Source organism: Pseudoalteromonas issachenkonii, assembly GCF_002310795.1.
GTDB lineage: Bacteria > Pseudomonadota > Gammaproteobacteria > Enterobacterales > Alteromonadaceae > Pseudoalteromonas > Pseudoalteromonas tetraodonis.
This window is the reverse complement of record NZ_CP011030.1, coordinates 2,919,860-2,943,840: the sequence shown is the minus strand read 5'-3', so window position 1 is coordinate 2,943,840 and position 23,981 is coordinate 2,919,860. Positions and strand designations below refer to the sequence as shown.

Here is a 23,981-nt window from a genome sequence, read left to right as displayed (position 1 = left end):
GCACATCCGAGTGCATTCCTTTTGCTACCATTCCGTTGTGTTGCCCTAAGGCCTGTCCGTTTTATTCCTTATCCTTTAGCAACAACTTTTCCGTGTTGTTATCCATTACGCATCATCCTGATGCTATCCCTTATGCAACATTCCATTGCGATACTCATCCTGAGCCTGTCCTTAAATCCCTGTTATCCTAAAAACCAAACCTTGGTATTCGAGTAGTTAGTCCGTTCCCATTTACTCGGTAAGCGTCGTTGCTTATTTATGGGTTAATTATAGAGAGTGATTTGCAGTAAATGTAGGATAAAACCGCTTATGGTTTTGGTTCTTACAAATGAAATATTTTTAAATTATATAAAATACAATAACTTGCTATGTTTTTGTGGTGTTATACAGAGTGTTTTTACTCATTAGCTGTCATAAGCGTAAGAGATGTCTTACAAGGGTTTTCTTTTTTGGGCGTATTTATCACGAAGTGATTATATAAAGTGTGCACTTTTTAGTTCATCGCGGTAAAATTAATGATAATAATTATTAGTTAGGTAAGACAATATGAAAAAAACACTCGCGCTTGTTGTTGGGTTAATTGCCTCAGCACCGGCTGTTGCAACCGATATTGTGAATATTTACTCATTTCGACAACCTTTTTTAATTAAACCTATTTTAGACGATTTTACACAGCAAACGGGCATTAAAACCAATGTGGTGTTTGCTAAAAAAGGCTTAATAGAACGTGTTAAGCGTGAAGGTAAACACAGCAAAGCCGATTTAGTTTTAACCTCAAACTTTAGTGCTTTAATTCAATTAGAAGAGCTAAATCTTACGCAAACCATCGAAAGCGAGCTGGTTAATAATAATGTCCCGGCGGCATTTCGTGATGGCGATGGTCAGTGGGTAGCGCTCACTAAGCGCGTGCGTAATGTTTACTCTTCAAAAGAGCGTTTAGGCGCATTGCCTAACCTTACCTACGAAGCGCTTGCTGAGCCGCAATACAAAGGACAAATTTGTACTCGCTCTGGCAAACACCCATATAACTTAGGCCTTGTGGCTTCTATGATTGCTCATCATGGTGAAGCACAGACGAAAACATGGCTTGAGGGTGTAAAAGCTAATTTAGCGCGTAAACCTCAAGGTAACGATCGAGCGCAAGTTAAAGCGGTTAAAGAAGGTTTATGTAATTTAGCCTTAGGTAATAGTTATTACTTGGGCAAAATGCTGCAAGACGAAGCACAAAAACCATGGGCTGAAGCCGTTCATATTAACTTTCCAAATCAAACTGACCGAGGATCACATATAAATGTATCGGGTGCGGTTATTACTAAGTATGCTAAAAACCCTGAAAATGCCTTGAAACTCATAGAGTATATGACAGACAATAAGGCGCAAAATATGTATGCCTCGCTCAATATGGAGTATCCGGTTAAGCCAGGTGTGAAACTTTCTAGTTTGGTTGCATCATGGGGAAGCTTTAAGGAAGACAGCTTACCGCTTGATGAAATTAGCAAATATCGTCCGTTAGCCCTTAAGCTAATTGATGAGGTGAAGTTCGATCTTTAATGACTTATAAATTTCAGCTGTCAAAATGGCAGCTTATTGCGTGGTCGACGGGGTTATTGCTGTCGACCCCGTTGTTTTTCCTACTATTAGAATCTTTACAAGGCGACTCAGAGGTATTTACCCACCTGTGGAATACCGTACTGTGGGACTATATAAGCAATACAGTATTACTTGTTTTAGGTGTAGGGCTGCTTAGTTGCGCCATTGCATTGCCGCTGGGTTGGTTAACTGCTTATTGCCGTTTTCCTGGTAAAAAACAATTTGAATGGGCACTGATGCTGCCTCTTGCCATGCCTACTTATATTATTGCTTATGTGTACACCGATTTACTCGATTATGCGGGGCCGGTACAAATAACTCTAAGAGAGTGGTTTGGTTGGCAGTCGCCAAGTGATTACTGGTTTTTTGATATACGCACCTTACCAGGGGCTATTGTTATGATTGCGCTGGTACTCTACCCGTATTTATATTTAATTTTTAAAACTGCACTGCGAGAACAATCTTTTAAGTTAGTCCAAGCCAGTCAGTTAATGGGGCTAAATGCATGGAAAAGCTTTTTTAAAGTCAGCCTTGTATTATCCCGCGGTGCCATTGTAGCGGCACTTGCTTTGATCAGCATGGAAACCATGGCTGATTTTGCCACCGTAAGCTATTTTGCTGTCAGTACATTAACCACTGCCGTATACGATACTTGGTTTGGCTATTATTCATTAACTGCAGCAGCAAAAATTTCAGGGGTGATGTTGTTATTGCTGTTCTTAGCATTGATCACCGAGCGTTTTAGCCGTCGTAACCAAGCGGTATTTGAGCGTCAATCGAGTGTGAACAGTGAAGCGCTTTATATCCTCAAAGGCAAATCTGCGTGGCTAGCAACGGGGTTTTGTAGCTTTATTTTAATTATTTCGTTTATTATTCCAATGGTTGTATTGCTCAAATACGCGGTTATGTATTTTGATCAAGCGTGGAATAGTGAGTTTTTTAGCTATGCATGGCAAAGTTTAAAAGTGGCGGCTGTAGTCAGTGCGGTGACTATTATACTGAGTGTTTTAGTGGTGTTTTATCAGCGCATTGCTAAACAAACAAATCCATTAATACCCGGGCGTTTGGCCAGTACGGGCTATGCGTTACCCGGCACAGTATTAGCGATAGCGGTATTGTTGCCACTCACCCTATTAGAAAATACTATCAACCGCACTTTAGCTCCTTATGATTTAGATATTGGTTTATTACTTACTGGCAGCTTACTCACTATTATTTTTGCTTATATAGTGCGGTTTTACGCCGTTGCACACGGAGCTATTGAGTCGAGCTTTTCACGCATTAGTCCCTCCCTTGATATGGCAAGCCAGTCAATGGGAAAAAGCCAAGGGCGCACATTACGCTTAGTGCACTTACCTTTATTACGCCGAGGCTTATTAACCGCCGGTTTATTGGTCTTTATCGAGTGTATGAAAGAGCTACCCGCAGCTTTGTTGTTAAGGCCTTTTGATTTTGAAAGCTTAGCAACTCATGTGTTTCAGTATGTAAGCGATGAACAATTAGAGCTGGCCTCTATATCGGCTTTGTTTATTGTGGTGGTGGGGTTTATTCCGTTATATTTTATTAACCGTTCAATGGAGCAACGTAGCTAAATGAGTAGTTTGATTTTACAAGGCGTGAGCTATGCATATAACGGGACTAAGGTGATAGATAATTTAGATTTAACCTTAGGTAAAGACGAAATAGTGTGTTTACTCGGTGCCAGTGGCTGCGGTAAAACGACCACATTAAAAGCGATTGCAGGTTTAATTGAGGCCAAACAAGGGCAGGTATTTATTGATGGTAAGCTAGTCAGTGATGCTAATACGTTTGTTTCACCAGAGCATCGTAATATTGGCATGATGTTTCAGGACTATGCGTTATTTCCGCATTTAACGGTGGCTAATAATATTGCGTTTGGGCTAAGCGGCATGAGCAAAGCAGATAAACACGCACGCGTTAGTGAAATGCTAAAGCTGGTACATTTGGTGGGCTGCGCCGATAGGTACCCTCATCAACTCTCTGGTGGGCAACAACAACGAGTAGCGATTGCACGCGCATTAGCTTATAAACCTAGCTTACTGTTACTTGACGAGCCATTTTCTAATATTGATACCCAAGTACGATTTGAGTTAATTGCCGACATTAGGCGCATTATTAAGGCGCAGCAAGTATCGGCTGTGTTTGTTACTCACTCAAAAGAAGAGGCGTTTGCTTTTTCAGATACACTTGCGGTTATGCACCAAGGTAAAATTGCGCAGCAAGGTACGCCAGAACAGCTTTTTGCTAAACCACGTTCAAAGGATGTTGCAGAGTTTCTGGGTCAGGGCATATACTTAAGCGCAACCGTATTAACCGCCACTGAATATCAAACGCAGTTTGGGGTGGTTGAATCAATACAGCCACAGCAGTATGGCGTGGCCGATAAGGGCGTTATTTATGTGCGTCCGCATCAACTTGAACTTGCTAGTAATAACGATACTCAACAGCAATCTGAGCGGGTTAGTATATTAAGTAGTCGCTTTATTGGCTCTGCTTATGTATACACTGTGGTTATTGCTGAGCAAGAAATAGAAGTTGCAGCCCAGTATGGCCAGTCATTTGAAATTAATGAACAGGTTATAATAAAAATAAAACCGCACACGGTGAATTTTTTTGAATCGTAATTAATCGCTGTGTTTTGCTCTAAAAAGTAAGGAATAACAATGGCGCAAGCGCAATCAGGGATTTGTGCTGAAGCAAACTTACACGGTTTGCACTTATTTTTTAATGTACTTGATGGTCACGACGAATCACTTCGCGCTAAGCTTAAAAAAGTGAGCGATATTGAAGATGAGTTTAGTGATCAGTTCTCTGAATCTATGCTTTCTTGTATGGTCGCCATTGGCGCGCAATATTGGCCACACATTCTGCCCGATTATATGCCAAGTGAGCTGCAAAGCTTTCCTAATATCACCCATAGCGATTTTGTGATGAGTGCAAGGCCATGCGATTTATTTGTACAAATCCGCTCAGACAGAGAAGATGTAAACCACCTGTTTGCATTGCAAATATTAAAACTTTTCAACCCTGATGTTGAGCTGGTGGAGCAAATTCGTAATTTTCGTTTTCTAGATGGCCGTGATTTTAATGGTTTTATTTATGCGGGCGATACTCCGCATGGTCGTCAAAAACGGGTAACGGCCCTCGTTAATAAGCCTGATAGCTTTGAAGATCAAGGCAGCTATATTCATGTTCAGCGCTATAAGCATGACTTAACGTTATGGCAGCACTTGTCGTTGCAAGAACAAGAACAAATAATGGGGCGTACTCGTCTCGACAATACCCTAATAAGCCCCGCACTTGAAAGCAGCCATGCAACCCGAAGTGAATTAAAAGATGAACAGGGGCAAGCATTATTACTAAATCAAAGTATGCCTTATGGCGACGTGTATGAGCAGGGGATGTTAATGATTACGTGCTCGGCTAAAGGGGATGCGTTCGAGAAAGTACTCAATAGCCGATTAGGGCAGGGGGAGTATTACGACCATTGGCTTGATTTTACTCAAGCAGATATGGGCTCTGCGTTTTTTGCACCCTCAGTGCGATTTCTAAAGCAGCTATAAAACAAGCCAGTAACGGCTACGTATTAGTATAGCCGTAACAGTGATAACCAAACGAGTTTAAACCGTATCAAACAAAATACGCACACGCTCTAATGTGAGGTCTATTTCTGATACTTTCGCTGGCGCAATAAAAATAGTGTCATCGCCGGCAATTGTTCCTAATACGCCATCTGCTTTACCTAATGAGTCAAGTAAACGGGCAATTAGCTGAGCAGCCCCAGGACTGGTGCGAATAATAATCATCATTTCGTTATGCATAATGTCAATAACTAACTGGCGTAACGGGCTTTTAGCGGTTGGTACACCCATTTCGGCAGGTAAACAGTACACCATTTCTTGTTTTGCATTGCGGGTGCGTACCGCGCCAAACTTACTTAACATCCGCGACACTTTACTTTGGCTAATATTATCAAAGCCTTGTTCTTTTAATGCGTCAACTATTTCGCCTTGTGAGCCAAAATTCTCTTCTTTTAAAAGTGCTTTAAAGGCTTTTACCAATGCTTCTTGTTTGTCTTGTGGTTGCATAGTGTCTAATTAGTTATGTTGTCGATACTGCAAATTCTACACAAAAATGCATATTTATGCAGCAGTTGTTTAGGTTTTGCTGCGTTTAAACAGCAAAGTTTACAACTATGGTCGAAAATATAGCTAAAATAGGCAGGATAAATTTGTTTTTAGTCGCTAATTTCTTTATCTTATAAACCACAAATATTTCCTTCCTCAAATCACGGAGAATTCCAATGAAAGTTGCTGTATTAGGTGCTGCAGGTGGTATCGGTCAAGCGTTGTCTTTATTATTAAAAACAGGCTTACCAGCTGGTTCAGAATTATCACTATATGATGTTGCGCCAGTAGTTCCTGGTGTTGCTGTTGACCTTTCTCATATCCCAACAGATGTAAAAGTTGAAGGTTTTGGTGCAGATGCACTAGATAAAGCATTAACAGGTTGTGATATTGTTTTAATCCCAGCGGGTATGCCACGTAAGCCAGGTATGGATCGTGCTGATTTATTTAATGTTAACGCTGGTATCATTAAAACATTAGCAGAAGGCATTGTTGCTAACTGTCCTAAAGCGCTTGTAGGTATTATCACTAATCCAGTTAATGGAACTGTACCGATTGTTGCTGAAGTATTCAAAAAAGCAGGTACTTACGATGCTAAGCGTGTATTTGGTATTACAACTTTAGATGTGATCCGTTCTGAAGCGTTTATTGCTGAACTTAAAGGCGTAGACGTAGCAAGTGTTAAAGTACCAGTGATTGGTGGCCACTCAGGCACAACCATTCTACCGTTACTTTCTCAAGTTGAAGGTGTTACTTTCACTGATGAAGAAGTAGCTACACTAACTCCTCGTATCCAAAACGCAGGTACTGAAGTAGTTAATGCTAAAGCGGGCGGTGGTTCTGCAACATTATCTATGGGTGCTGCTGCAGCACGTTTTTGTATGTCTTTAGTTAAAGGCTTACAAGGTGAAGACGTTGTAGATTATGCATACGTTGCTGTTGAAAATGGCGATGCAGAGTACTTTGCACACCCGGTACGTTTAGGCAAAAATGGCGTAGAAGAAATTCTTTCTTACGGCACTCTAAGCGCATTTGAAGAGCAAGCTAAAAATGACATGCTTGAAACGCTGAAAAAAGATATCAAAGAAGGTGTTGATTTTATGGCGTAATAGCCAAAATTAACCCATAAAAAAAGCCTGCATTTGCAGGCTTTTTTATTGCTCGGAATTATCTACACAGTATTACTTAGTGGTCGCGGTCAACCGCTATTCTAGCTAAGCTAATTAGTGCTTGCTTGTAACTCGACTCAGCTAAGCAATCTAAACAGGCAATTGCTTTATTAGCTTCTTGCTCGGCTTTTTTCATTGTGAACTCAAGGGCATTGGTATGTTTGAGCGCAGCCAGTATCTCGTCAAGGTGCTCCATACCATTACAGTGCTCAATAGCGTCTCTTATTAACTGTGTTTGATGCTCACTACCGTGTTGCATTGCATATATAAGAGGTAACGTCGGCTTACCTTCAGCTAAATCGTCGCCAATGTTTTTACCAAGTTGGTCGGCATCAGCGTTGTAATCTAAAACATCATCCACTAACTGAAAAGCAGTACCTAAATGCATGCCATACAAATTAAGTGCCTCTAGTACACTATCGTCTTGCTCAGTAATAATGGCCGCAAGACCCGTCGCTGCTTCAAATAGCTTGGCGGTTTTAGAATAAATAACCTGCATATAACTGGCTTCAGTGGTATCAGGGTCGTTGCAGTTCATTAATTGCAGCACTTCACCTTCAGCAATAATGTTGGTTGCATCAGCCAGTACTTGCATTATTTGCATTTTACCAAGACCCACCATTAGCTGAAACGAGCGGGTGTAAATAAAATCACCCACCAGTACGCTAGCAGCATTACCAAACTCAGCATTTGCTGTAGGTGTGCCACGGCGCAAATTAGATTCATCTACAACATCATCATGTAAAAGCGTTGCGGTATGAATAAATTCAATGATAGTTGCTAGCGTAATGTGATCTTTGCCTTGGTAACCTAGCGCTTTAGCCGCCAAAATAGCCAACATAGGGCGAACACGTTTGCCACCGCTGTTAACAATATATAAACCAAGTTGATTAACTAACGCCACATCTGAGCGCATTTGCGCATGTATTAGTTGATTGACGTCATTCATATCGCTTTCGATTAACGCCTGGATAGCTTTTATATCCATTGATCTCCGAGCCAATTTTAATGTGTGAACGGCGCAGATTGTACAACAAAAAATGCATTAGCTCGATATTTTGTGATGATTCCTTAAAAAAACACCCTTAAGTAGGTTAAATGACCTATTAACCTTGTGAATAATTGATTAAACACCCTGGTTTAATTTTGAATCACCCTTGGCGGTTAATTGAACTACATAGGCTCGCTTTGCTATTGCTAATTTATTTTCTGTAACCGTTAAAAAGCGCTTGGCAAAGGGGGATTTTAATATAAAATAGAGGAAATATTGAATTGCTCTCAATGCAGCTACTTTTTATTCATTTAATTACAAAAAGAGGCTTGCTAGTTTTTACGCATTAGCGTAAACTTCGCGCCCTATTGAAGAATATTTTAGTTGCGTCGATTTGAGGGCGCACAGACGGAGTTAATTATGTACGCGGTTTTCCAAAGTGGTGGTAAACAGCACCGTGTGACTGAAGGTCAAACAATTCGTCTTGAGAAATTAGACGTTGAAACTGGTGCAGCAGTTGAATTTGATTCAGTACTTTTAGTTGCTGATGGTGAGAAGATCGAGATTGGTGTACCGTTCGTAAACGGTGGTAAAGTAACAGCTGAGGTTGTTTCACACGGTCGCGGTGAGAAGATTAAGGTTGTTAAATTTAGACGCCGTAAGCATTCTCGTAAGCAAATGGGCCATCGTCAATGGTTCACAGAAGTTAAAATCACTGGCATTAGCGCTTAATTAGAGGTACTTAGAAATGGCACATAAAAAAGCAGCTGGTAGTACTCGTAACGGTCGCGATTCAGAAAGCAAACGCCTAGGTGTTAAGCGTTTTGGTGGCGAATCAGTTCTAGCGGGTAGCATCATTGTTCGTCAGCGTGGAACTCGTTTCCACCCAGGCGCAAACGTAGGTATCGGTAAAGACCACACTATCTTCGCAAAAGCAGATGGTAAAGTTCAGTTTGAACAAAAAGGTCCTTTAAACCGTAAATACGTAACTATCGTAGCTGAGTAATCAGTAAGGTAGTTAAAAAACCCCGCCTTTGCGGGGTTTTTTGTTTTAAGCATGTTTAAATATATACCCAAGTGTTTTTATGCTCAGTGTGCTCTATAGGCCACTTAGGTATATAATAGAGTTATTAACAAGCCAATCCCTAAAGTGAGTAATCATGAAGTTTGTAGATGAAGTAGAAATTCGCGCAGAAGCTGGTGACGGTGGCAGCGGCATCGTGTCTTTTCGTCGTGAGAAATATGTTCCAGATGGTGGACCTGATGGCGGTGACGGTGGAGACGGTGGTAGTGTTTATCTACAAGCTGATGAAAACTTAAATACCCTTATTGACTATCAATTTGAGCGTTTTCACAGAGCAGAACGCGGTACAAACGGTCAAAGCCGTAATTGTACGGGTAAAAAAGGTGAAGACCTGATCGTTAAAGTGCCTGTTGGTACACGTATTATTGATGTTGATACACAGGAATCATTAGGGGATTTAACCCAAGATGGTCAACGAATTGTGGTTGCAAAAGGCGGTTTCCATGGCTTGGGGAATGCGCGTTTTAAATCAAGTACTAATCGTGCTCCACGTCAAAAAACACTTGGCACACCGGGTGAAGTACGTAACCTTAAGTTAGAGCTAATGCTACTGGCTGATGTCGGCTTACTAGGCTTACCAAATGCAGGTAAATCAACCTTTATCCGCAGTGTGTCAGCTGCAAAACCTAAAGTAGCTGATTATCCATTTACTACGCTGATTCCTAACTTAGGGGTTGTTCGTCCTGAAGCAAACAAATCATTTGTAATTGCTGATATTCCAGGTTTGATTGAAGGCGCGTCAGAGGGTGCGGGATTAGGTATTCGCTTCTTAAAGCATTTAGAGCGTTGTCGTGTGCTTTTACATATTATAGATGTAATGCCAGTTGATGGCTCTAACCCTGTTGATAATGCATTTGCAATCATCAACGAGCTACACCAGTACAGCCCTAAGCTTGCTGAAAAGCCACGCTGGTTAGTATTTAATAAAATTGATTTATTGCCTGAAGATGAAGCCAAAGCCTTATGTAAGCAAATTGCAGAAGAGTTGGGTGAGTCTGAAAATATTTACAGTATTGCTGCAATTAATAAATTAAATACGCAGCCATTAATTCACGACATCATGACGCTACTTGATAACATGCCTAAAGAGAAGTTTGTTGAAGTGGCAGACGAAGAGGTTGAATTTAAGTGGGATACCTACCATCAAAAAGCCACTAAAGGCGATGATGATGACTGGGATGATTGGGATGAAGATGATTACGACGTAGAAGTTGTCTACGAGCGTTAATAATTGTTTATATTTAAAAGGAGCTAACGCTCCTTTTTCTTTGATTAATAATAAAGTATTGGGTATTTAGTGTGATAATTTCAATGATTGCAGCAATGGCAAATAACCGTGTCATTGGCTTAGATAATAAAATGCCATGGCATTTACCTGGTGACCTTCAGCACTTTAAAAAAGTAACCTCTGGTAAACCCGTTATTATGGGGCGCAAAACATTTGAATCAATAGGCCGACCGTTACCTGGGCGACGTAATATTATTATTACTCGTAATAAAGACTATCACGCATCAGGAATTGAAACAGTAACCACACCAGAAGCTGCACTTGAGCTTGTTAATGATGTTGCAGAGGTGATGATAATTGGTGGCGGAAACATCTACCAGCAGTTTTTAGCGCAGGCGCAGCGCTTGTATTTAACCTTTATAGACTTAGATGTTGAAGGGGATACACAATTTCCTGATTATAAAAGTGTTGCAAACTGGCAAATTGAAGATGAAATGTTGATGACGCCCGATGATAAAAATAAATATAGTTATAAGTTCGTAACTTTGAATAAAGTTTCTTAACATTATTGCGAAAATCTGAGCGTGTTGGTACAATATTAAACAGTCGAGTACGAAAAAAGTATTAATATAGGGTGTCCAATCAATGATTAAATTACCAAAGCTAGTTGTAATTGCTGCTATTGCAGCGGGTTCGTTCGCTTATACTGCGCCTGTAAGCGCTGATGATCAGTTAGCTGTTTCAGTCTGTGAATACATTGCCGCTGATGATAAAAATCGTCTGCGTAGCAAACTAAAAAGTTCACGTGTGAAAGTACGTAATATCTATGATGCAGTTTTCTGTAATGGTAACAACTTATTGCGTCACGCTGTTGCAAGTAATGCGGTTGATACGGGTGAGTACATTGTTAAAAACTTATCAAAAAGCTCACTTGAAGATGGCGCAGATATCGCTTGGGCTGAGGCAAATCATGCTGGTTCAGCTTTAATCCCTATTATTAAAGACCGCGCAGGCCTTTAATTAAAAGCTTAATTTAAAAAAACCGCGTTTATACGCGGTTTTTTATTAGTTACTTAAAACATCCTTCTATTGAGTCTTTATCTATCTCTCAATACACCTGACTATTACCCTAATTAAGTCTTTTACATAAAAATGTCATAAAAATTCAATACTCTGTATGAATGTCACTTTTGAGATATGTTTATGCGTGTATCATTTTTTACCCGTCTTTTAGCTATTTTATTAACGTTAGCCAGTGTGTTGCTCGCCGCTACCTTGTTATGGGCAAGTCATACATTACTAAAAATTCAACAACAAGATATTGCTTATAGCCAATTAAAAAATACCATAATGGTCGATCTTGCTGGCCTTTTAGAAGACTACTTGGCACGAGGCAATAGCCAATACCTGACGCAATCTTCAGCTTTAATTGAGCAACTTAAAGCGCAGCAGCTAACGGTACTTCCCTCTGAGTTAGAAGTGCGCCTTTCAACACAGCTATTTTCACTAAATAAAGACATTAACGGTAAATACAGAGCACTAGGAAAGCTCTCAGGTAACGAAACTGCGCTTTTAGACAATGCTCTGAGACAAATGGCGGGCTCAGCGTCATCGCTTATAAATTATGTACAAAAAGCATCAACTCAAAGTAGTCATGCTCTAAGCTACAATAAGTTGGCGAGTGATTATTATAGTGAAGTGGTTAATTTATCTTTATCGACCTATCAACTGCTAAATGATTACCAGCCTGAAATTGAAAAAAGCCTGCAACAAAGCGTAAAAAATTTAAACTTACTCGCTGCAAAAATTGCACAGTTGCCTAATTTAGGAGTGATGACTGAGGTTGATGAATTTGCTTTATTTGTAGATGAGGAGCCAGAGGATTTGGCTGCTGATATAAAATCGGAGTTGGTTAGTTGGCCTAAGCGCTATTTACGTGATTTAAGCAGTACTTTATCGCAAGCAAAGCAGCGTAATTCTGGAACGAATGAGTTACGTAAACAAATTAGCGTGTTATCAAAAACAGTGATTGAGGCAGAGCAAACATTAAAAGCGCAGCAAGATACCGTTAAACAACAAGTATTTTGGGTGTTTGGAATTGCAATAGGTGGTTTAGTAATATTAGCTTTTGGTGTTTATTGGGTGCAACGTAAACAGGTTTTACAGCCTTTGCGGCAACTGCGAGATGGGTTTGCATTTTTAATCGAAAGTAATGAGTTAAAAAATATTACAGTGAATAATCCTAAAACAGAGGTTGGTGAAATAGCGCAGTATTTTAACCAGTTAATTGAGCGCCAGCGTCTGGAGGCGCAAGAAAGAGCGAGTATGCTTGGTGTCGTTAGTGACTTCATGGAGCAAATGAGTGAGCATTTAGAAAAAATAGGGTCAAAAAGCGCGACTAGCTACGAACAAGTTGTTAAAAATGAAAGTTTACTAGTAAATATTCAACACATAGGTGAGCAGGTTAATCATATTAACGCTCAAGCTGCTGAAAATGCTCAAAGTACTTATGAGGCAATGCAGCAAAGTGTTGGTTTTGCTAAAAATATGCTTAATGCGAGTTCTGATACACAGCAACGTATTGAACAAGGTATGCACAGTGTGCAAGAGTTACTGAGCGGCGTACAAGGAGTGAGTAATATAATAACGGTTATTCGCACCATAGCTGAACAAACCAATTTATTAGCACTGAACGCTGCAATAGAATCAGCAAGGGCCGGTGAGCAAGGCCGAGGTTTTGCGGTGGTTGCTGATGAAGTAAGGCAATTAGCCATGCAAACCCAAGGTTCGTTAAAAGAGATTAACGATCAGCTGGCGTTATTAAGTGAGAACTCTCAAATGGTCTATTCACAAATTAATGCGTTAACTGAGGATGCACAGCTACAAACCGAAAATGCCCAAGAGCTTCAAGCAAACTCTGAAGGGGTCGCAAATAATGCTCAGCAGGCAAACACAGTTGCAGTTGAAGCAATGGAGCTTGCAAAACAGCAAAGCAATTTCCTTAGTGACTTTACCCAATCAATGCATAATATGAAAAGCCAAGTAAATGAGTCGAGTGAGTTGGTGTCTGATATTCGCTCGCAGCTAGAGCTGCAAATGGCAACAATTAGAAAGGGATTGGGTTTAGACAGTGATGCAGTTTAATCGCGGTATAAACTCGAAACCGTAAATATTAACCTGTATGCTAAAAGTCTACGTAATTACCCAAAGGATTTAACATGATTGAACAAGGTCAAACAATACCCGCAGTTAGTCTATCTAAGCTAACCGATGACGGTATGCAAACACTGACAAGCAATGAATTATTTGCAGATAAAAAAGTCGTGTTATTTGCAGTGCCAGGCGCTTTTACACCAACGTGTTCGAATGCTCATTTACCTGGATATATCGCGCTAGCCGATAAAATTAAGGCTAAAGGTATTAACGCTATCTATTGTGTATCGGTAAATGATGCATTTGTGATGAAAGCGTGGGGTGAGTCACAAAATGCAGAGCATATAGATATGCTTGCAGACGGTGATGCTAGTTTTACCCGTGCTTTAGGGCTTGAAAAAGATACCGCAGGCTTTGGTGGAATACGCTCAAAACGATACGCGATGGTTGTTGATAATGGTGTTGTTACTGGTCTATTTGTAGAACAAGACAAAGAGTTTGTAATAAGCAGTGCTGAAGCTGTTTTAGCAACGCTTTAACACTGACGACTTTAATCAGAGAATAAAAAGCCGATACAGTGTATCGGCTTTTTTTATCTAAAGAGAGGATGTTTTATGGCTGGTATTGACCGCTTAGCGTTAAACCAGAGAATGTTTGATACGCATTAACACTTAAGTGCCATGTTCCCGCTTGAGGATTACTAAAAGTACAAGTTTCGGCGTTACCATTTTTATATGGACGACAATCATAGCTTGAGCTTGTTGGCTGGCTACCAAATTTTACAAATAAGTCTGCATCACCGGTGCCGCCTGACGTTGTAACAGTAAAGTTTGCCATACCCGCCGGTACATCTAGCGTGTAATGTTTCCACTGACCTGCATTTGCTGTGATATCAGACACTGTGCCGCCACCTGCTTGAGGTGTACCTGAACCACCACCTGTTGAACCACCCGTAATGTTACCGACTAAACTCACGCCACTGTAGGCTGAATAACCACGCAGCATTACATGGTAAGTGCCGGCTGTTGGACTATCAATAGAACATTCTTCACTGTTTCCACCTTTATATGGACGACAATCATAAGTGGTTGAGGTTGGTTTACTACCTGCACGTACATACAAGTCAGCATCCCCTGTGCCACCACTCATAGTGAAAGTAACATTGGTTGCACCACTTGGTACTGTCATAGTGTAAAAGTCTTGTGCACTTGCCGCACCGCTTAAACCGGTTTTGACTTCTCCATCAACAAGTTCGTTATCACCCGTTGTTGGCGGTGTACCACCAGATGCTGCAGCAACCGCAGCGGCCGCATCAACAATACCTGTACCACAGCTGGTACACGTGGCAGAGAATGGACGAGTGGTTGTTTTTAAAATACTTTCTATTTCATCAGGAGTCGCGTTTGGTTTTGCTTGTTTGATCAGTGCAGCAACACCCGCAACATGAGGAGCCGCCATTGAGGTGCCTTGCGAAAAGCCATAACTGTCGCTTGATGGTGTTGTTGAACCCGAATTGTAAGTTGATAACACACCTTCAGAATCATTGGCAAAGCTTTGCGCGCCACCCGGTGCTGCCACATCAATATTACTTCCATAATTTGAGTAATAAGCGCGGCCACCATTACGGCCAACTGATGCAACATTAACAACACCATTACAGTTACCTGGGTTGTAGTTTGCAGAATTATCGTTATCGTTACCTGCAGCAATAACAACAACTGTGCCGTTGTTACGAGCGGTATTAATGGCATTTTGCGTGGTTGAACTACATGCACCCGCACCACCTAAACTCATGTTAATTACATCGGCTGGATTAGCATTTGCTGATGTACCCGATACATTACCACCTGAGGCCCAAATGATACCGTCAGCAATATCTGAGGTTAAACCGCCACATTTACCCAACACACGCACTGGTACTACTTTGGCGTCATAAGCAACACCAGCAACGCCTTCACCGTTATTCGTTACTGCAGCGACAGTGCCTGCAACGTGAGTACCATGCCAACTAGAGCCTTGTGCACCGTTATTACCACATTCACCAGCTGCAACCGCATCCCCTGGATCGCGAGCATCGTTGTCACGGCCATTGCCATCATTGGCGACTGATAGATTAGAGATCATATCGTAGCCTGGTAAAATATTAGCGTTTAAATCAGCGTGAGGGCGGTAGCCCGTATCAAGCACAGCGACAACCACACCACTGCCTGTTGCCGTATCCCAAGCTGTTGGTAAGTTAAGTCCACCGGCTTGCTCATAGTAATGCCATTGATCATCAAAACGCGGGTCATTTGGTGTCGCAAATGGTTTTAGCATTTGATCGACTTCAATATATTCAACATTACCCGAATTAACCATTTCCTGCATGAACTGCTGGGCCTCTTCAGCGTTTAGTTTTTTATCGGCACGCATTACGTGATGGTTATTGAGTGCCATTGCGCGAACATACTTGGCTTTAACTTTGCCTTTTTTTGAGGTGAAGTTTTTTACAAAGCTTTGCGCTTTTTTATTCATCATTGCTGGTGATACATCAGCGGTTGAGGTACTCATCATATCGTTGTTATTCTTATATTTAATGATGAATTGAGTCTCAAAACCACCTTGATTTTGTAACTTAGCTGAGGTTTCTGCCATTGAAGGTGCGATTGCTTGCGCTGGGTTTGCCATGCTTGAGCTGGCAGCAAAGAGTGTACTTATTGTTAGCGCAACAGCGCATTTTTTGAATGAATTATTAGAAGTCATAATTACCCTTAGTTTTATTATTATTTGTGAAAATCCACAAAGCGGGTACAAAGGTAAATGATCTGTTAACTATTTTGAAATATTAAATACGTATGTACCTATTTCATTTAGTTATAACCGCGTATTTAGTGCGCTTTCAGTTGTTTTGTATTTGTTTTATTGCTATTGACGATCCTAATGTATTAGATTTTTTTGGTGTTTTTTATCATTAATTAACTTTTATTGATAAATTAAAAACAATACAAAAGGGGGGTTGACCTTTGCGGGTTAAAACAAGCCTTGTAGGCTAAGTAACAAATCGAGCAAAGCTACCGCGCCCTGTTTACGCTCAAGATAAACACGTTCTGGCTATCTGGTTATTATTGAAACTTTGTTATAATTCACAAAAGTTTTTAAGAGATAACTAAATGACTCACGTTGATGTGATAGTGATTGGTGCCGGAGCCGCTGGTTTAATGTGTGCTGCACAAGCAGGGTATCGCGGCCGAAGCGTCACAGTACTTGATATGGGTAAAAAGCCAGGACGTAAAATTTTAATTAGTGGCGGTGGGCGTTGTAATTTTACCAATGAAAATGCAAGCCCTAGCAACTATTTATGCGCAAACCCCCATTTTGTAAAATCGTGCTTAAGTCGTTATACGCAACACGACTTTGTAGAGCTTGTAGACCGACATGGTTTGGCATATCACCATAAGACACTCGGGCAATTATTTTGTGACAATAGCGCACAAGACATTGTTGATATTTTACTAACCGAGTGTGAGTGGGCGGGCGTTACTATTAAACTGCGCAGCGAAGTGTTAAATGTCGCTAAAACAGCTACCGGCTATAGTGTGACCACTGAACAAGAAACACTTACTTGTGAGTCGCTTGTGGTTGCATCGGGTGGGTTAACCATGCCTAAACTGGGTGCTACGCCAATCGGCTATAAAATTGCAGAGCAATTTGGCTTAAAGATATTGCCGACTATGGCTGCTTTAGTTCCCTTTACCTTACATCAGCACGATAAAGACCGTTTTGAAGGGCTTTCGGGTATTAGTATTCCTTGTGAAGTTGCAAGCGAAGATGGCACCGTATTTAAAGAGAATATTTTATTTACTCATCGTGGTCTATCTGGGCCTGCTATATTGCAAATAAGCTCATTTTGGCGAGCAGGTCAGGCGGTAACGATCAATTTACTGCCTGAAATAGATTTAAAGCAACAGCTAGCTGATTGGCGAGAAACACAAGCGCAAAAATCGTTGAAAAATAGCCTTGCGACTATCCTACCTAAGCGCTTTGTAGAAATACTCCACGACAGTAACGCCATTCCCGATTGTAATATTAATCAACTGACGCATGGCCAAATAGACGCGCTTGCTGATTATATTCATGCGTGGCAAATTAAACCAAATGGTACCGAGGGTTACAGAACCGCAGAGGTTACTTTAGGCGGCGTAGATACCGACGAGTTGAGCTCAAAGACATTTGAGGCTAAAAAAGCCAAAGGCTTATACTTTATTGGCGAAGTAACCGATGTAACGGGTTGGCTAGGAGGCTATAATTTCCAATATGCGTGGAGCTGTGGATTTGCCGCCGGGCAGTACGCGTAATTGTTTTTAAACAATTATAAAATTTAGCTGCAAACTGCGTATTGACACGCCACTTCATCTTTGAGGTGGCGTTTATTCCTGCTCTGTTTATAACTTAAGTTTTTAACTCGTCTGGGTAAGTTTATACTGCTGCATTTTGCTATTTGGTTTTTCGGGAATAGTCATTTCTATAATTCCAGCATCAATGGCTGGCTTTAAGTAGCGCTCTCTAAAATGTTTACGGTCTTTTAATCCAAGCTTATTTTGTAGCTCTTGTCGGTTTAATGGCTTTTCGCTTTGGGTAAATACATTAATTAAAGCGATGGCTTGGGGGGCTTGTAAGTCTACATTTATAGCCTGTTTAACTTGAGGGGGTTGTTGGGGGTTTTTGGTTTTTGTTATTGATTTTAAATCACTTTCTAATGAATTTAGTGCCGCTAGTAATGCTTCCAATATATACTCAATAAACACGGATGAGTCACCGGACTTGGTACTCAGGTTAATGCTTTCAAAATAATGTCGGCGAGTTGTCGCTATAACATTGTTAATATTTATTAGTGAAAATAGCGAATGCCACTGCGATAATTGCAGGGTTTGCCACGTACACGCTATTTCAGTATTACCCTGTGCAAAAGGTTGAATAAACTGTAATTCATAATGGCATACTGCACTACTGATTAAAGGATGATGCGCGGTTGTTTTAAACCAAGCAAATAACTCCTCTACCATTTGTGGTACTCGCATTGCTTGTGGTGCCATTTGCAAACCACTTTTTAACGCTAAACTTTGCTGCCTATAACTGCCCGATTTTTCACTCAGATCTTTGATTAAGCTTCGATGCAAGGCTAATAAGCTATCTGGGGTTGATAGGTCAGATGATATTGATTGAAACTCAGAGTTTTTCATTTGTATAGAGGTGAGTTTTTGTTGCTTATAGTGCTCAAGCATTGCAGGAGAATAAAAGGCACTGATCTTACCTAACGCTTCACTAATATTTACCATACTGTGAGTCATGCTAGCTGAAATAGAGAAGGGGGGAGTGGCGTTGCTCATTTTGCTACAAGGGTTATTCAAATCAGGGAATTAAGAATACGCGAACTGAGTTTAAAAGTCAGTTTTAATGGGTTTTTAGTCTGGTTTTTTGTGCTGTTATTGGTTCTTTATAATTAGTTTGGTGTGTGTTGATACATTAATTGGCTATCTTACTTAGTTATAAGAGGCTAGCTGAAGCGACTATCGTTAGTTTATTGTCGCTAAAATAAACTGAATTACGACCATTATTTTTAGCTTCGTATAGTGCGCTATCGGCACGTTCTAACACGCTAATAACTGAATCATCAGAACTGATGGTAGCTACCCCTATGCTTATGGTTAGCTGAATGTTGGCAATAGGGTGTGTTGAAATATAGTCTTTTAACGCGTTTGCTTGTGCTAATGCATTGGTCAGTGAGGTGTTTGGTAAAATAATAGTAAACTCTTCTCCCCCCCAACGCGCAATTAATGAATGGTTGGGCATGTTACTTTTAATCAGTTTAGCAAACTCAGCTAACACTTTATCACCGACTAAATGACCATAGGCGTCGTTTATTTTCTTAAAGTGATCAATATCACAAATAAATAAGCAGTTTGTGGTTTTTGTTTCTTTGCTGCTGGTAATGACTTGCGACAATGCATAATCAAATTTTTGCCTATTATAAAGCCCTGTGAGTTTATCTGTTTCAGCGAGATGTTGAATCTCTATATTACGGGTTGTTAAATGCGCATATGCAGAAAAACGTGTTTTTTCATAAAATCTGAAAATTAAGATATGGGCAATGCTGACCTCAATGATATTAAATAAAGAGCCCAGCCCTATAGTGACGGTTAGCTGTTGTTGCTTATAAGTTAGGTAAGCACAAATACAAAAAGCAATGGCGCTAAAAATGCTTCCCCAATTTCTACCCACTAAAAAAAACGCAAAAGGGGGAATAAGTGTTGCCCAAAATAAAGAGTGAGCAAGGCCACCGACAGAGATAACAAATGTCATTATTAAACTAACGACCATAAATGTAACTGCCCATGCCGCAGCACTTACATTTGCAGTTTTACTAAACCAGCCATAAATAGCTAATGATATAACTAAGCCTAATGCATCAATGGCGGCAATATCGTAACTGTGAAAGTAGAACAGGTTGAGTAGGGTTAAAACTAAAAAGTAGCAGGTTGCCGTTAATAATGAATGAGCAATTAAGCGTGTGCGCCAAAAGTCTTTATGATCTTTTGGATACTGTGGTAGTCCTTTGTACCAAAAATCTAGCATGCTCTACTTCTCTTAGACTGTGTCTTTTTTATTGACTGATTATTACTCATAACCCGCTCATATAAAAGTACCGAGTAAATAACTATAAAATAAAGGGTTATCTAGCTTGCGCTATTTTTGTATGCAAAATACAGTTCTGCATTGCAGTGATAGCGAGTAGATCTTCAGCTAAAGATCTGACGGGCACATTATTACTTTGGACACTCTCTTTAAAGTGGTGATAGTTACATAGTTAAAAACCCCGATATCATGCAGTGCTATCGGGGTTTTTTTACTTCTAGTGGTTACTCTTCGATAAACGCTTCACCTTCTTTCATCCACTTAGCGGCCGGTTTGCCTTTAAGATAATGATCAAAGTACTGCATCATACGCACTGAAAAATCGACCTGATTAGGAAATTTTTTCAAGTGGTGTGGTTCACCTTCGTATTGTAAAAAGGTTGCATCTTTACCTGCGCGGCGAAGCGCTAAGTAATATTGCACGCCTTCATGCCATGGCACCGCATCATCTTTGTCGCCAAACATAATTAAGATAGGAGTGTTTACTTTATCGGCAAAAAATACCGGTGAGTTTTCAATATAAAGCTCAGGTGCTTCAAATAAATTTTTACCAATACGGCTTTGCCCTGTTTCGTATTGAAATTGGCGTGCAAGTCCAGATTTTAAGCGAATGCCACTGTAAGCACTGGTCATGTTAGACACTGGCGCGCCCGATACCACTGCTTTAAACATATCAGTTTGGGTGATCATAAATGCACTTTGATAACCCGCCCAAGAGTGGCCTTGTAAACCTATTTTATCTGGGTCGGCAATGCCTAAATCAATCAGCTTTTGGGTGGCGTTGATCATGGTTTGCGTTGAGGATTTACCAGGGTGACCTATTTCAAAGCGAATGTCAGGTAAAAAGACGGCGTAGCCATTTGATGTAAACATCGGGAAATTAGGGCGATGATTTAATTCCATTTTTGGAAAGTCATACATGCGCTGGCTCATGTAGCGGTAAAAGTACACCACAACAGGCACTTTATCGCCTTTTTTGTAGCCGGCAGGCTTGATTAATACCCCTTGTAAATCTTCACCATCAAAGCCTTTATAGCTAATGAGTTCAGGTGCTTGTCCCCAAGCAAAGTTGCTTATCTGAGGGTTAAGGTTAGTTACGCGTTGTGGTTGTTTAAAGTTAGAGTCTGTTTGATAAATGTCTGGAAATTGCTGATAGGTTTGCTCAGTAAATAAGTATTTATCGGCATGTTTGGCCTTTTTAATTACATCAAAGCGCTTATTACCTGTAAGTAATTTAGTGACTTCAAGAGTTGCTAAATTAAGTTTTGCCACTTCACTTTGCTTGCTTTGTAAATTAATTGCAGAAAGCAGGAGCGTATCATTGTTGTTAAAGGCTACTTGGTTTTTATCAAGTTTGATCACTCTGTATTGCGTGTTACTTTTTTTACCATTAGTTAAGCGTTTAGCTTGCTTGGTATTGACGTTAAATGACCAAATATCGTATTTGCTGTAAACCAGTATTTCGCTGCTATCGTTCAGCCAGCCTGCAAAACCATAACCAGGCTGCTTGGATGGATAGTCGTGTTTGTCATCGGCAAACGTGGCGTTAATCGCCTTGCTGAGTACGCTCACTTTATTATTACCTAAGTTTTTAAGCTGTACTTGGTTATTATCAAAGTAAGCAGCAAACTGCCCATTGGGCGCAAGGCTCGGTCTAAATGGATAGTCGTTAATGATAGGAGTCTGTTTACCCGTGTTTATATCAACAGCAAAGTAGTCAGCAAAAAAACCGCCATACATTACTTTTTCAAGATGCGCTAAATTTGAGTAGCCTAACAATGACGTGGCACGCTCAGTATTAAGCGCCAGCTCAGGCATATTTGGCGTGCTTAACTGAACGACTTGCTGTGAGTTTACATGGTATACCGCAGTGTAATGACGGTTTTTATTATTTTCATTCCATTGCTGCTCTTCGCGAGGTTTAATTTGCGCGTCATTGTTGTGCCATACATTTAACCCTTTATGGTCGCGAATTACTTCAAAGTCATACAGTGATGACTCATCTGTGTATTCTTTTTGTTTAACTTTTGCAGCGAGTTTTGGGCGGTTTTCAAAGTATAAACGTGTACCATCTTCGGCCCAAGTTAATGTCGCGGTTTTGCCCATTAACCATTCTGGGTTAGGTGACTGCACAGTTGTAAGCGTCTCGTTTTGCCACAGCGTTAATTCGTACTGACGACGACGCTTATCATCGTTTACATAGTTGCCTAAGGTAAACGCAACGGTTTTTTCGATTGGGTGCCACGCTATTTTGCTAGCAACCACACCAGGCTCATCAATTAATACGGTGCTGGTAAAATTATCGAGTGAAAATAAGGTAATTTGATTATTGCCGCCATCAACATAGCTTTGACTCACCAATAGTTGATCGCTGGTGGCACTAATGCCATAGGTAAAGGCACTTTCAAGAGTATGAGTGCGTTTGTCACTTAAGTTGATGATAACCAGCGGATAGCTTTTATCTTTTTTGTCGGCAGTGATAGCGCTGTCGCTGTCGAGCTTTTTATCGTCTTCTTCAGCGTTTTCATTTTTGCGATAGGCCAGCCACTGGCCGTTATTAGCTAGCACGTAATCTTTTACATTATTAAAGCTTTGCTGCTCACCGGTTTGGGTGTTCACTAATACTAAGTTATTTTTTAAGTCACTTTTTTTCTTAGTGGTTTCTTTTTCAAGCAGAGTAGGCACCTGCGTAAATGCGACCCAGTTTGCCATTTTGCTAATGGTAGGACGGGTTCCTCGTTCCACTTCAGCAATAAGCTTATTGCTATTGAGTGAGTAGACTTTCCCTGTAGCATTCCCGCGATAAGGGGTTGCACTTAAAGAAAGGATTTGACCATTTTCAGAAAGCTGCGTGCCTTTTGCAGATTTAAAATCAAATACATCTTTAAATTCTAGTGGCTTATTAGCTAAAGCACTGGCGCTCGTTAAGCTGCTAATAAGTGCACAGCCAACAAGAGTGAGTTGTGTTTTCATTATAGATTCTCGTTTTTTAACATTATTTTATTGTAACGAGTTTTAATAACAATTCGAGTAGATACGATAAGTGGTAGCAGGGCAGAGATGAGAGGTTAAAAATAAAAGGTAAAAGGTAAAAGGTAAAACTTTCGGGCTACGGGATGCGAGGTACTAAGCATCCGTAAAAAGTTAGGGAAGCGGAAGTTTAATTGTGGTTTTCAATTTTTTTACTTTCAGCTCTGTGTTCAAATTTATTTTTAAGTCTAATTTATAAAAAGAACACAGAGTTTATGTGGAATAGATTATAAGAAATGGCTAAATAGTTTAATTTAATAACCTTGCTAGCAAAATTAACTAAAACCTTATAACCAAATTTTTTGAAGCTCTGGCCATTGCTTTTCAAATTGCTCGCTAGGTCGTGCACTAAAATTACTGCGCACAAATTGGTTCATTTTACCCTCAACGTAGGCAAGTAAAAAGTTAGCTAGCGTCAGTTCATCACTTTGAAAGTTTTTACCTTCACGTAATTTACGCTCTCTAAGAATCTGTTTGAATTGGGTTTCTAGCTTTTCAAACAAGCCTTGTACACGCTCACGAAGTCGCTCTTGTTCACCCTGTAGAGCATCGCCTGTTAATATACGGGTTATGCCTGGGTTTTTTTCGGCAAACGTTAGCAGCAGTAATAGGGTGTTGTATACACGTGCTTTACTTTCTTTCTCGTTATCTAAAATAAGATTAATACGTGATAGCAGCGTGTCTTCAATAAATTCAATTAACCCTTCAAACATGCGCGCTTTACTAGGAAAGTGGCGGTAAAGAGCGGCTTCAGATACGCCAACTTCTGCGGCAAGTTTGGCTGTTGTAATACGCTGGCCTGGGCTGGTTTCTAACATTTGTGCGAGTGCTTGCAGTATTTGCTCTTTGCGATTACTTTTTTTTGTCGCAGGCATGAACATTCCTTTTTAATAGTTATTTTTTCAACATAAATGTGC

20 protein-coding genes are annotated in these 23,981 nt (G+C 40.4%); 13 read left to right on the top strand and 7 right to left on the bottom strand.

The features are described 5' to 3' along the window. Positions 1 to 546: 546 nt before the first annotated feature. From PISS_RS13645 to PISS_RS13630, 4 genes are read left to right on the top strand one after another with little or no spacing between them, the layout of a single operon-like run. Complete coding sequence (locus tag PISS_RS13645) at positions 547 to 1,551, top strand: Fe(3+) ABC transporter substrate-binding protein (RefSeq protein WP_058155270.1); 1,005 nt, start codon at positions 547 to 549, stop codon at positions 1,549 to 1,551. Then, entirely contained in the window at positions 1,551 to 3,182 is a 1,632-nt protein-coding gene (locus PISS_RS13640; protein ID WP_058155269.1) for an ABC transporter permease, read from the top strand. The genes PISS_RS13645 and PISS_RS13640 overlap by 1 nt, the downstream gene beginning before the upstream one ends. After that, positions 3,183 to 4,235, top strand: a complete 1,053-nt coding sequence (locus tag PISS_RS13635) for an ABC transporter ATP-binding protein (RefSeq protein WP_058155268.1) — start codon at positions 3,183 to 3,185, stop codon at positions 4,233 to 4,235. A 39-nt stretch (positions 4,236 to 4,274) separates the two neighbouring features. Next, the gene (locus PISS_RS13630) at positions 4,275 to 5,174 is read left to right on the top strand and encodes a Dyp-type peroxidase (RefSeq protein WP_013465923.1); all 900 of its coding nucleotides are present in this window, start codon (positions 4,275 to 4,277) and stop codon (positions 5,172 to 5,174) included. Between the two features lie 57 nt (positions 5,175 to 5,231). Here PISS_RS13630 and argR read toward each other — a convergent pair whose 3' ends face one another. After that, positions 5,232 to 5,699 carry a transcriptional regulator ArgR gene (argR, locus tag PISS_RS13625; protein WP_008114955.1) on the bottom strand — a complete coding sequence of 156 codons (468 nt, stop codon included), beginning with the start codon at positions 5,697 to 5,699 and terminating at the stop codon, positions 5,232 to 5,234. A 215-nt stretch (positions 5,700 to 5,914) separates the two neighbouring features. On the opposite strand from argR, the gene mdh reads away from it, so the two are divergent. After that, positions 5,915 to 6,847, top strand: coding sequence for a malate dehydrogenase (gene mdh, locus PISS_RS13620; protein ID WP_013465922.1), 933 nt, complete (start codon positions 5,915 to 5,917; stop codon positions 6,845 to 6,847). Between the two features lie 76 nt (positions 6,848 to 6,923). Here mdh and ispB read toward each other — a convergent pair whose 3' ends face one another. Further along, positions 6,924 to 7,895 carry an octaprenyl diphosphate synthase gene (ispB, locus tag PISS_RS13615; RefSeq protein WP_058155267.1) on the bottom strand — a complete coding sequence of 324 codons (972 nt, stop codon included), beginning with the start codon at positions 7,893 to 7,895 and terminating at the stop codon, positions 6,924 to 6,926. 423 nt (positions 7,896 to 8,318) lie between these two features. On the opposite strand from ispB, the gene rplU reads away from it, so the two are divergent. The 7 genes from rplU (at position 8,319) to PISS_RS13580 (ending at position 13,902) form a co-directional block, all read left to right on the top strand. Next, positions 8,319 to 8,630: a 50S ribosomal protein L21 gene (rplU, locus tag PISS_RS13610; RefSeq protein ID WP_004587921.1), complete on the top strand. Its 312-nt coding sequence runs from the start codon at positions 8,319 to 8,321 to the stop codon at positions 8,628 to 8,630. 16 nt (positions 8,631 to 8,646) lie between these two features. Then, the gene (gene rpmA / locus PISS_RS13605; protein ID WP_008114963.1) at positions 8,647 to 8,904 is read left to right on the top strand and encodes a 50S ribosomal protein L27; all 258 of its coding nucleotides are present in this window, start codon (positions 8,647 to 8,649) and stop codon (positions 8,902 to 8,904) included. A gap of 154 nt (positions 8,905 to 9,058) precedes the next feature. Then, complete coding sequence (cgtA, locus tag PISS_RS13600; protein ID WP_058155266.1) at positions 9,059 to 10,210, top strand: Obg family GTPase CgtA; 1,152 nt, start codon at positions 9,059 to 9,061, stop codon at positions 10,208 to 10,210. Between the two features lie 71 nt (positions 10,211 to 10,281). Further along, positions 10,282 to 10,773 (top strand): type 3 dihydrofolate reductase, encoded by a 492-nt coding sequence (gene folA, locus PISS_RS13595; RefSeq protein ID WP_024601745.1) that lies wholly within the window; start codon positions 10,282 to 10,284, stop codon positions 10,771 to 10,773. 82 nt (positions 10,774 to 10,855) lie between these two features. Next, positions 10,856 to 11,230, top strand: a complete 375-nt coding sequence (locus tag PISS_RS13590; RefSeq protein ID WP_013465918.1) for a DUF3718 domain-containing protein — start codon at positions 10,856 to 10,858, stop codon at positions 11,228 to 11,230. Between the two features lie 183 nt (positions 11,231 to 11,413). Next, entirely contained in the window at positions 11,414 to 13,354 is a 1,941-nt protein-coding gene (locus PISS_RS13585; RefSeq protein WP_058155265.1) for a methyl-accepting chemotaxis protein, read from the top strand. Positions 13,355 to 13,428: 74 nt separating this feature from the next. Further along, complete coding sequence (locus PISS_RS13580; RefSeq protein ID WP_013465916.1) at positions 13,429 to 13,902, top strand: peroxiredoxin; 474 nt, start codon at positions 13,429 to 13,431, stop codon at positions 13,900 to 13,902. Positions 13,903 to 13,975: 73 nt separating this feature from the next. Here the strand turns inward: PISS_RS13580 and PISS_RS13575 are convergent, their stop codons facing one another. After that, entirely contained in the window at positions 13,976 to 16,105 is a 2,130-nt protein-coding gene (locus PISS_RS13575) for a S8 family peptidase (RefSeq protein WP_028835617.1), read from the bottom strand. A gap of 407 nt (positions 16,106 to 16,512) precedes the next feature. Here PISS_RS13575 and PISS_RS13570 point away from each other — a divergent pair, with 407 nt between their 5' ends. Further along, positions 16,513 to 17,697: a BaiN/RdsA family NAD(P)/FAD-dependent oxidoreductase gene (locus PISS_RS13570; protein ID WP_013465912.1), complete on the top strand. Its 1,185-nt coding sequence runs from the start codon at positions 16,513 to 16,515 to the stop codon at positions 17,695 to 17,697. Positions 17,698 to 17,799: 102 nt separating this feature from the next. On the opposite strand, the gene PISS_RS13565 is transcribed toward PISS_RS13570, so the two are convergent. The 4 genes from PISS_RS13565 to slmA all read right to left on the bottom strand — a co-directional run bounded on the left by PISS_RS13565 (position 17,800) and on the right by slmA (position 23,939). Next, positions 17,800 to 18,729 carry a Fic family protein gene (locus PISS_RS13565; RefSeq protein WP_083494665.1) on the bottom strand — a complete coding sequence of 310 codons (930 nt, stop codon included), beginning with the start codon at positions 18,727 to 18,729 and terminating at the stop codon, positions 17,800 to 17,802. Between the two features lie 157 nt (positions 18,730 to 18,886). Then, a complete protein-coding gene (locus PISS_RS13560) occupies positions 18,887 to 19,975 on the bottom strand; it encodes a GGDEF domain-containing protein (RefSeq protein WP_058155263.1) in 1,089 nt (362 codons plus the stop codon). A 284-nt stretch (positions 19,976 to 20,259) separates the two neighbouring features. Continuing rightward, entirely contained in the window at positions 20,260 to 23,007 is a 2,748-nt protein-coding gene (locus PISS_RS13555) for a S9 family peptidase (protein WP_058155262.1), read from the bottom strand. A 344-nt stretch (positions 23,008 to 23,351) separates the two neighbouring features. Continuing rightward, the gene (gene slmA / locus PISS_RS13550; protein WP_008113236.1) at positions 23,352 to 23,939 is read right to left on the bottom strand and encodes a nucleoid occlusion factor SlmA; all 588 of its coding nucleotides are present in this window, start codon (positions 23,937 to 23,939) and stop codon (positions 23,352 to 23,354) included. Between the last annotated feature and the right edge of the window lie 42 nt (positions 23,940 to 23,981).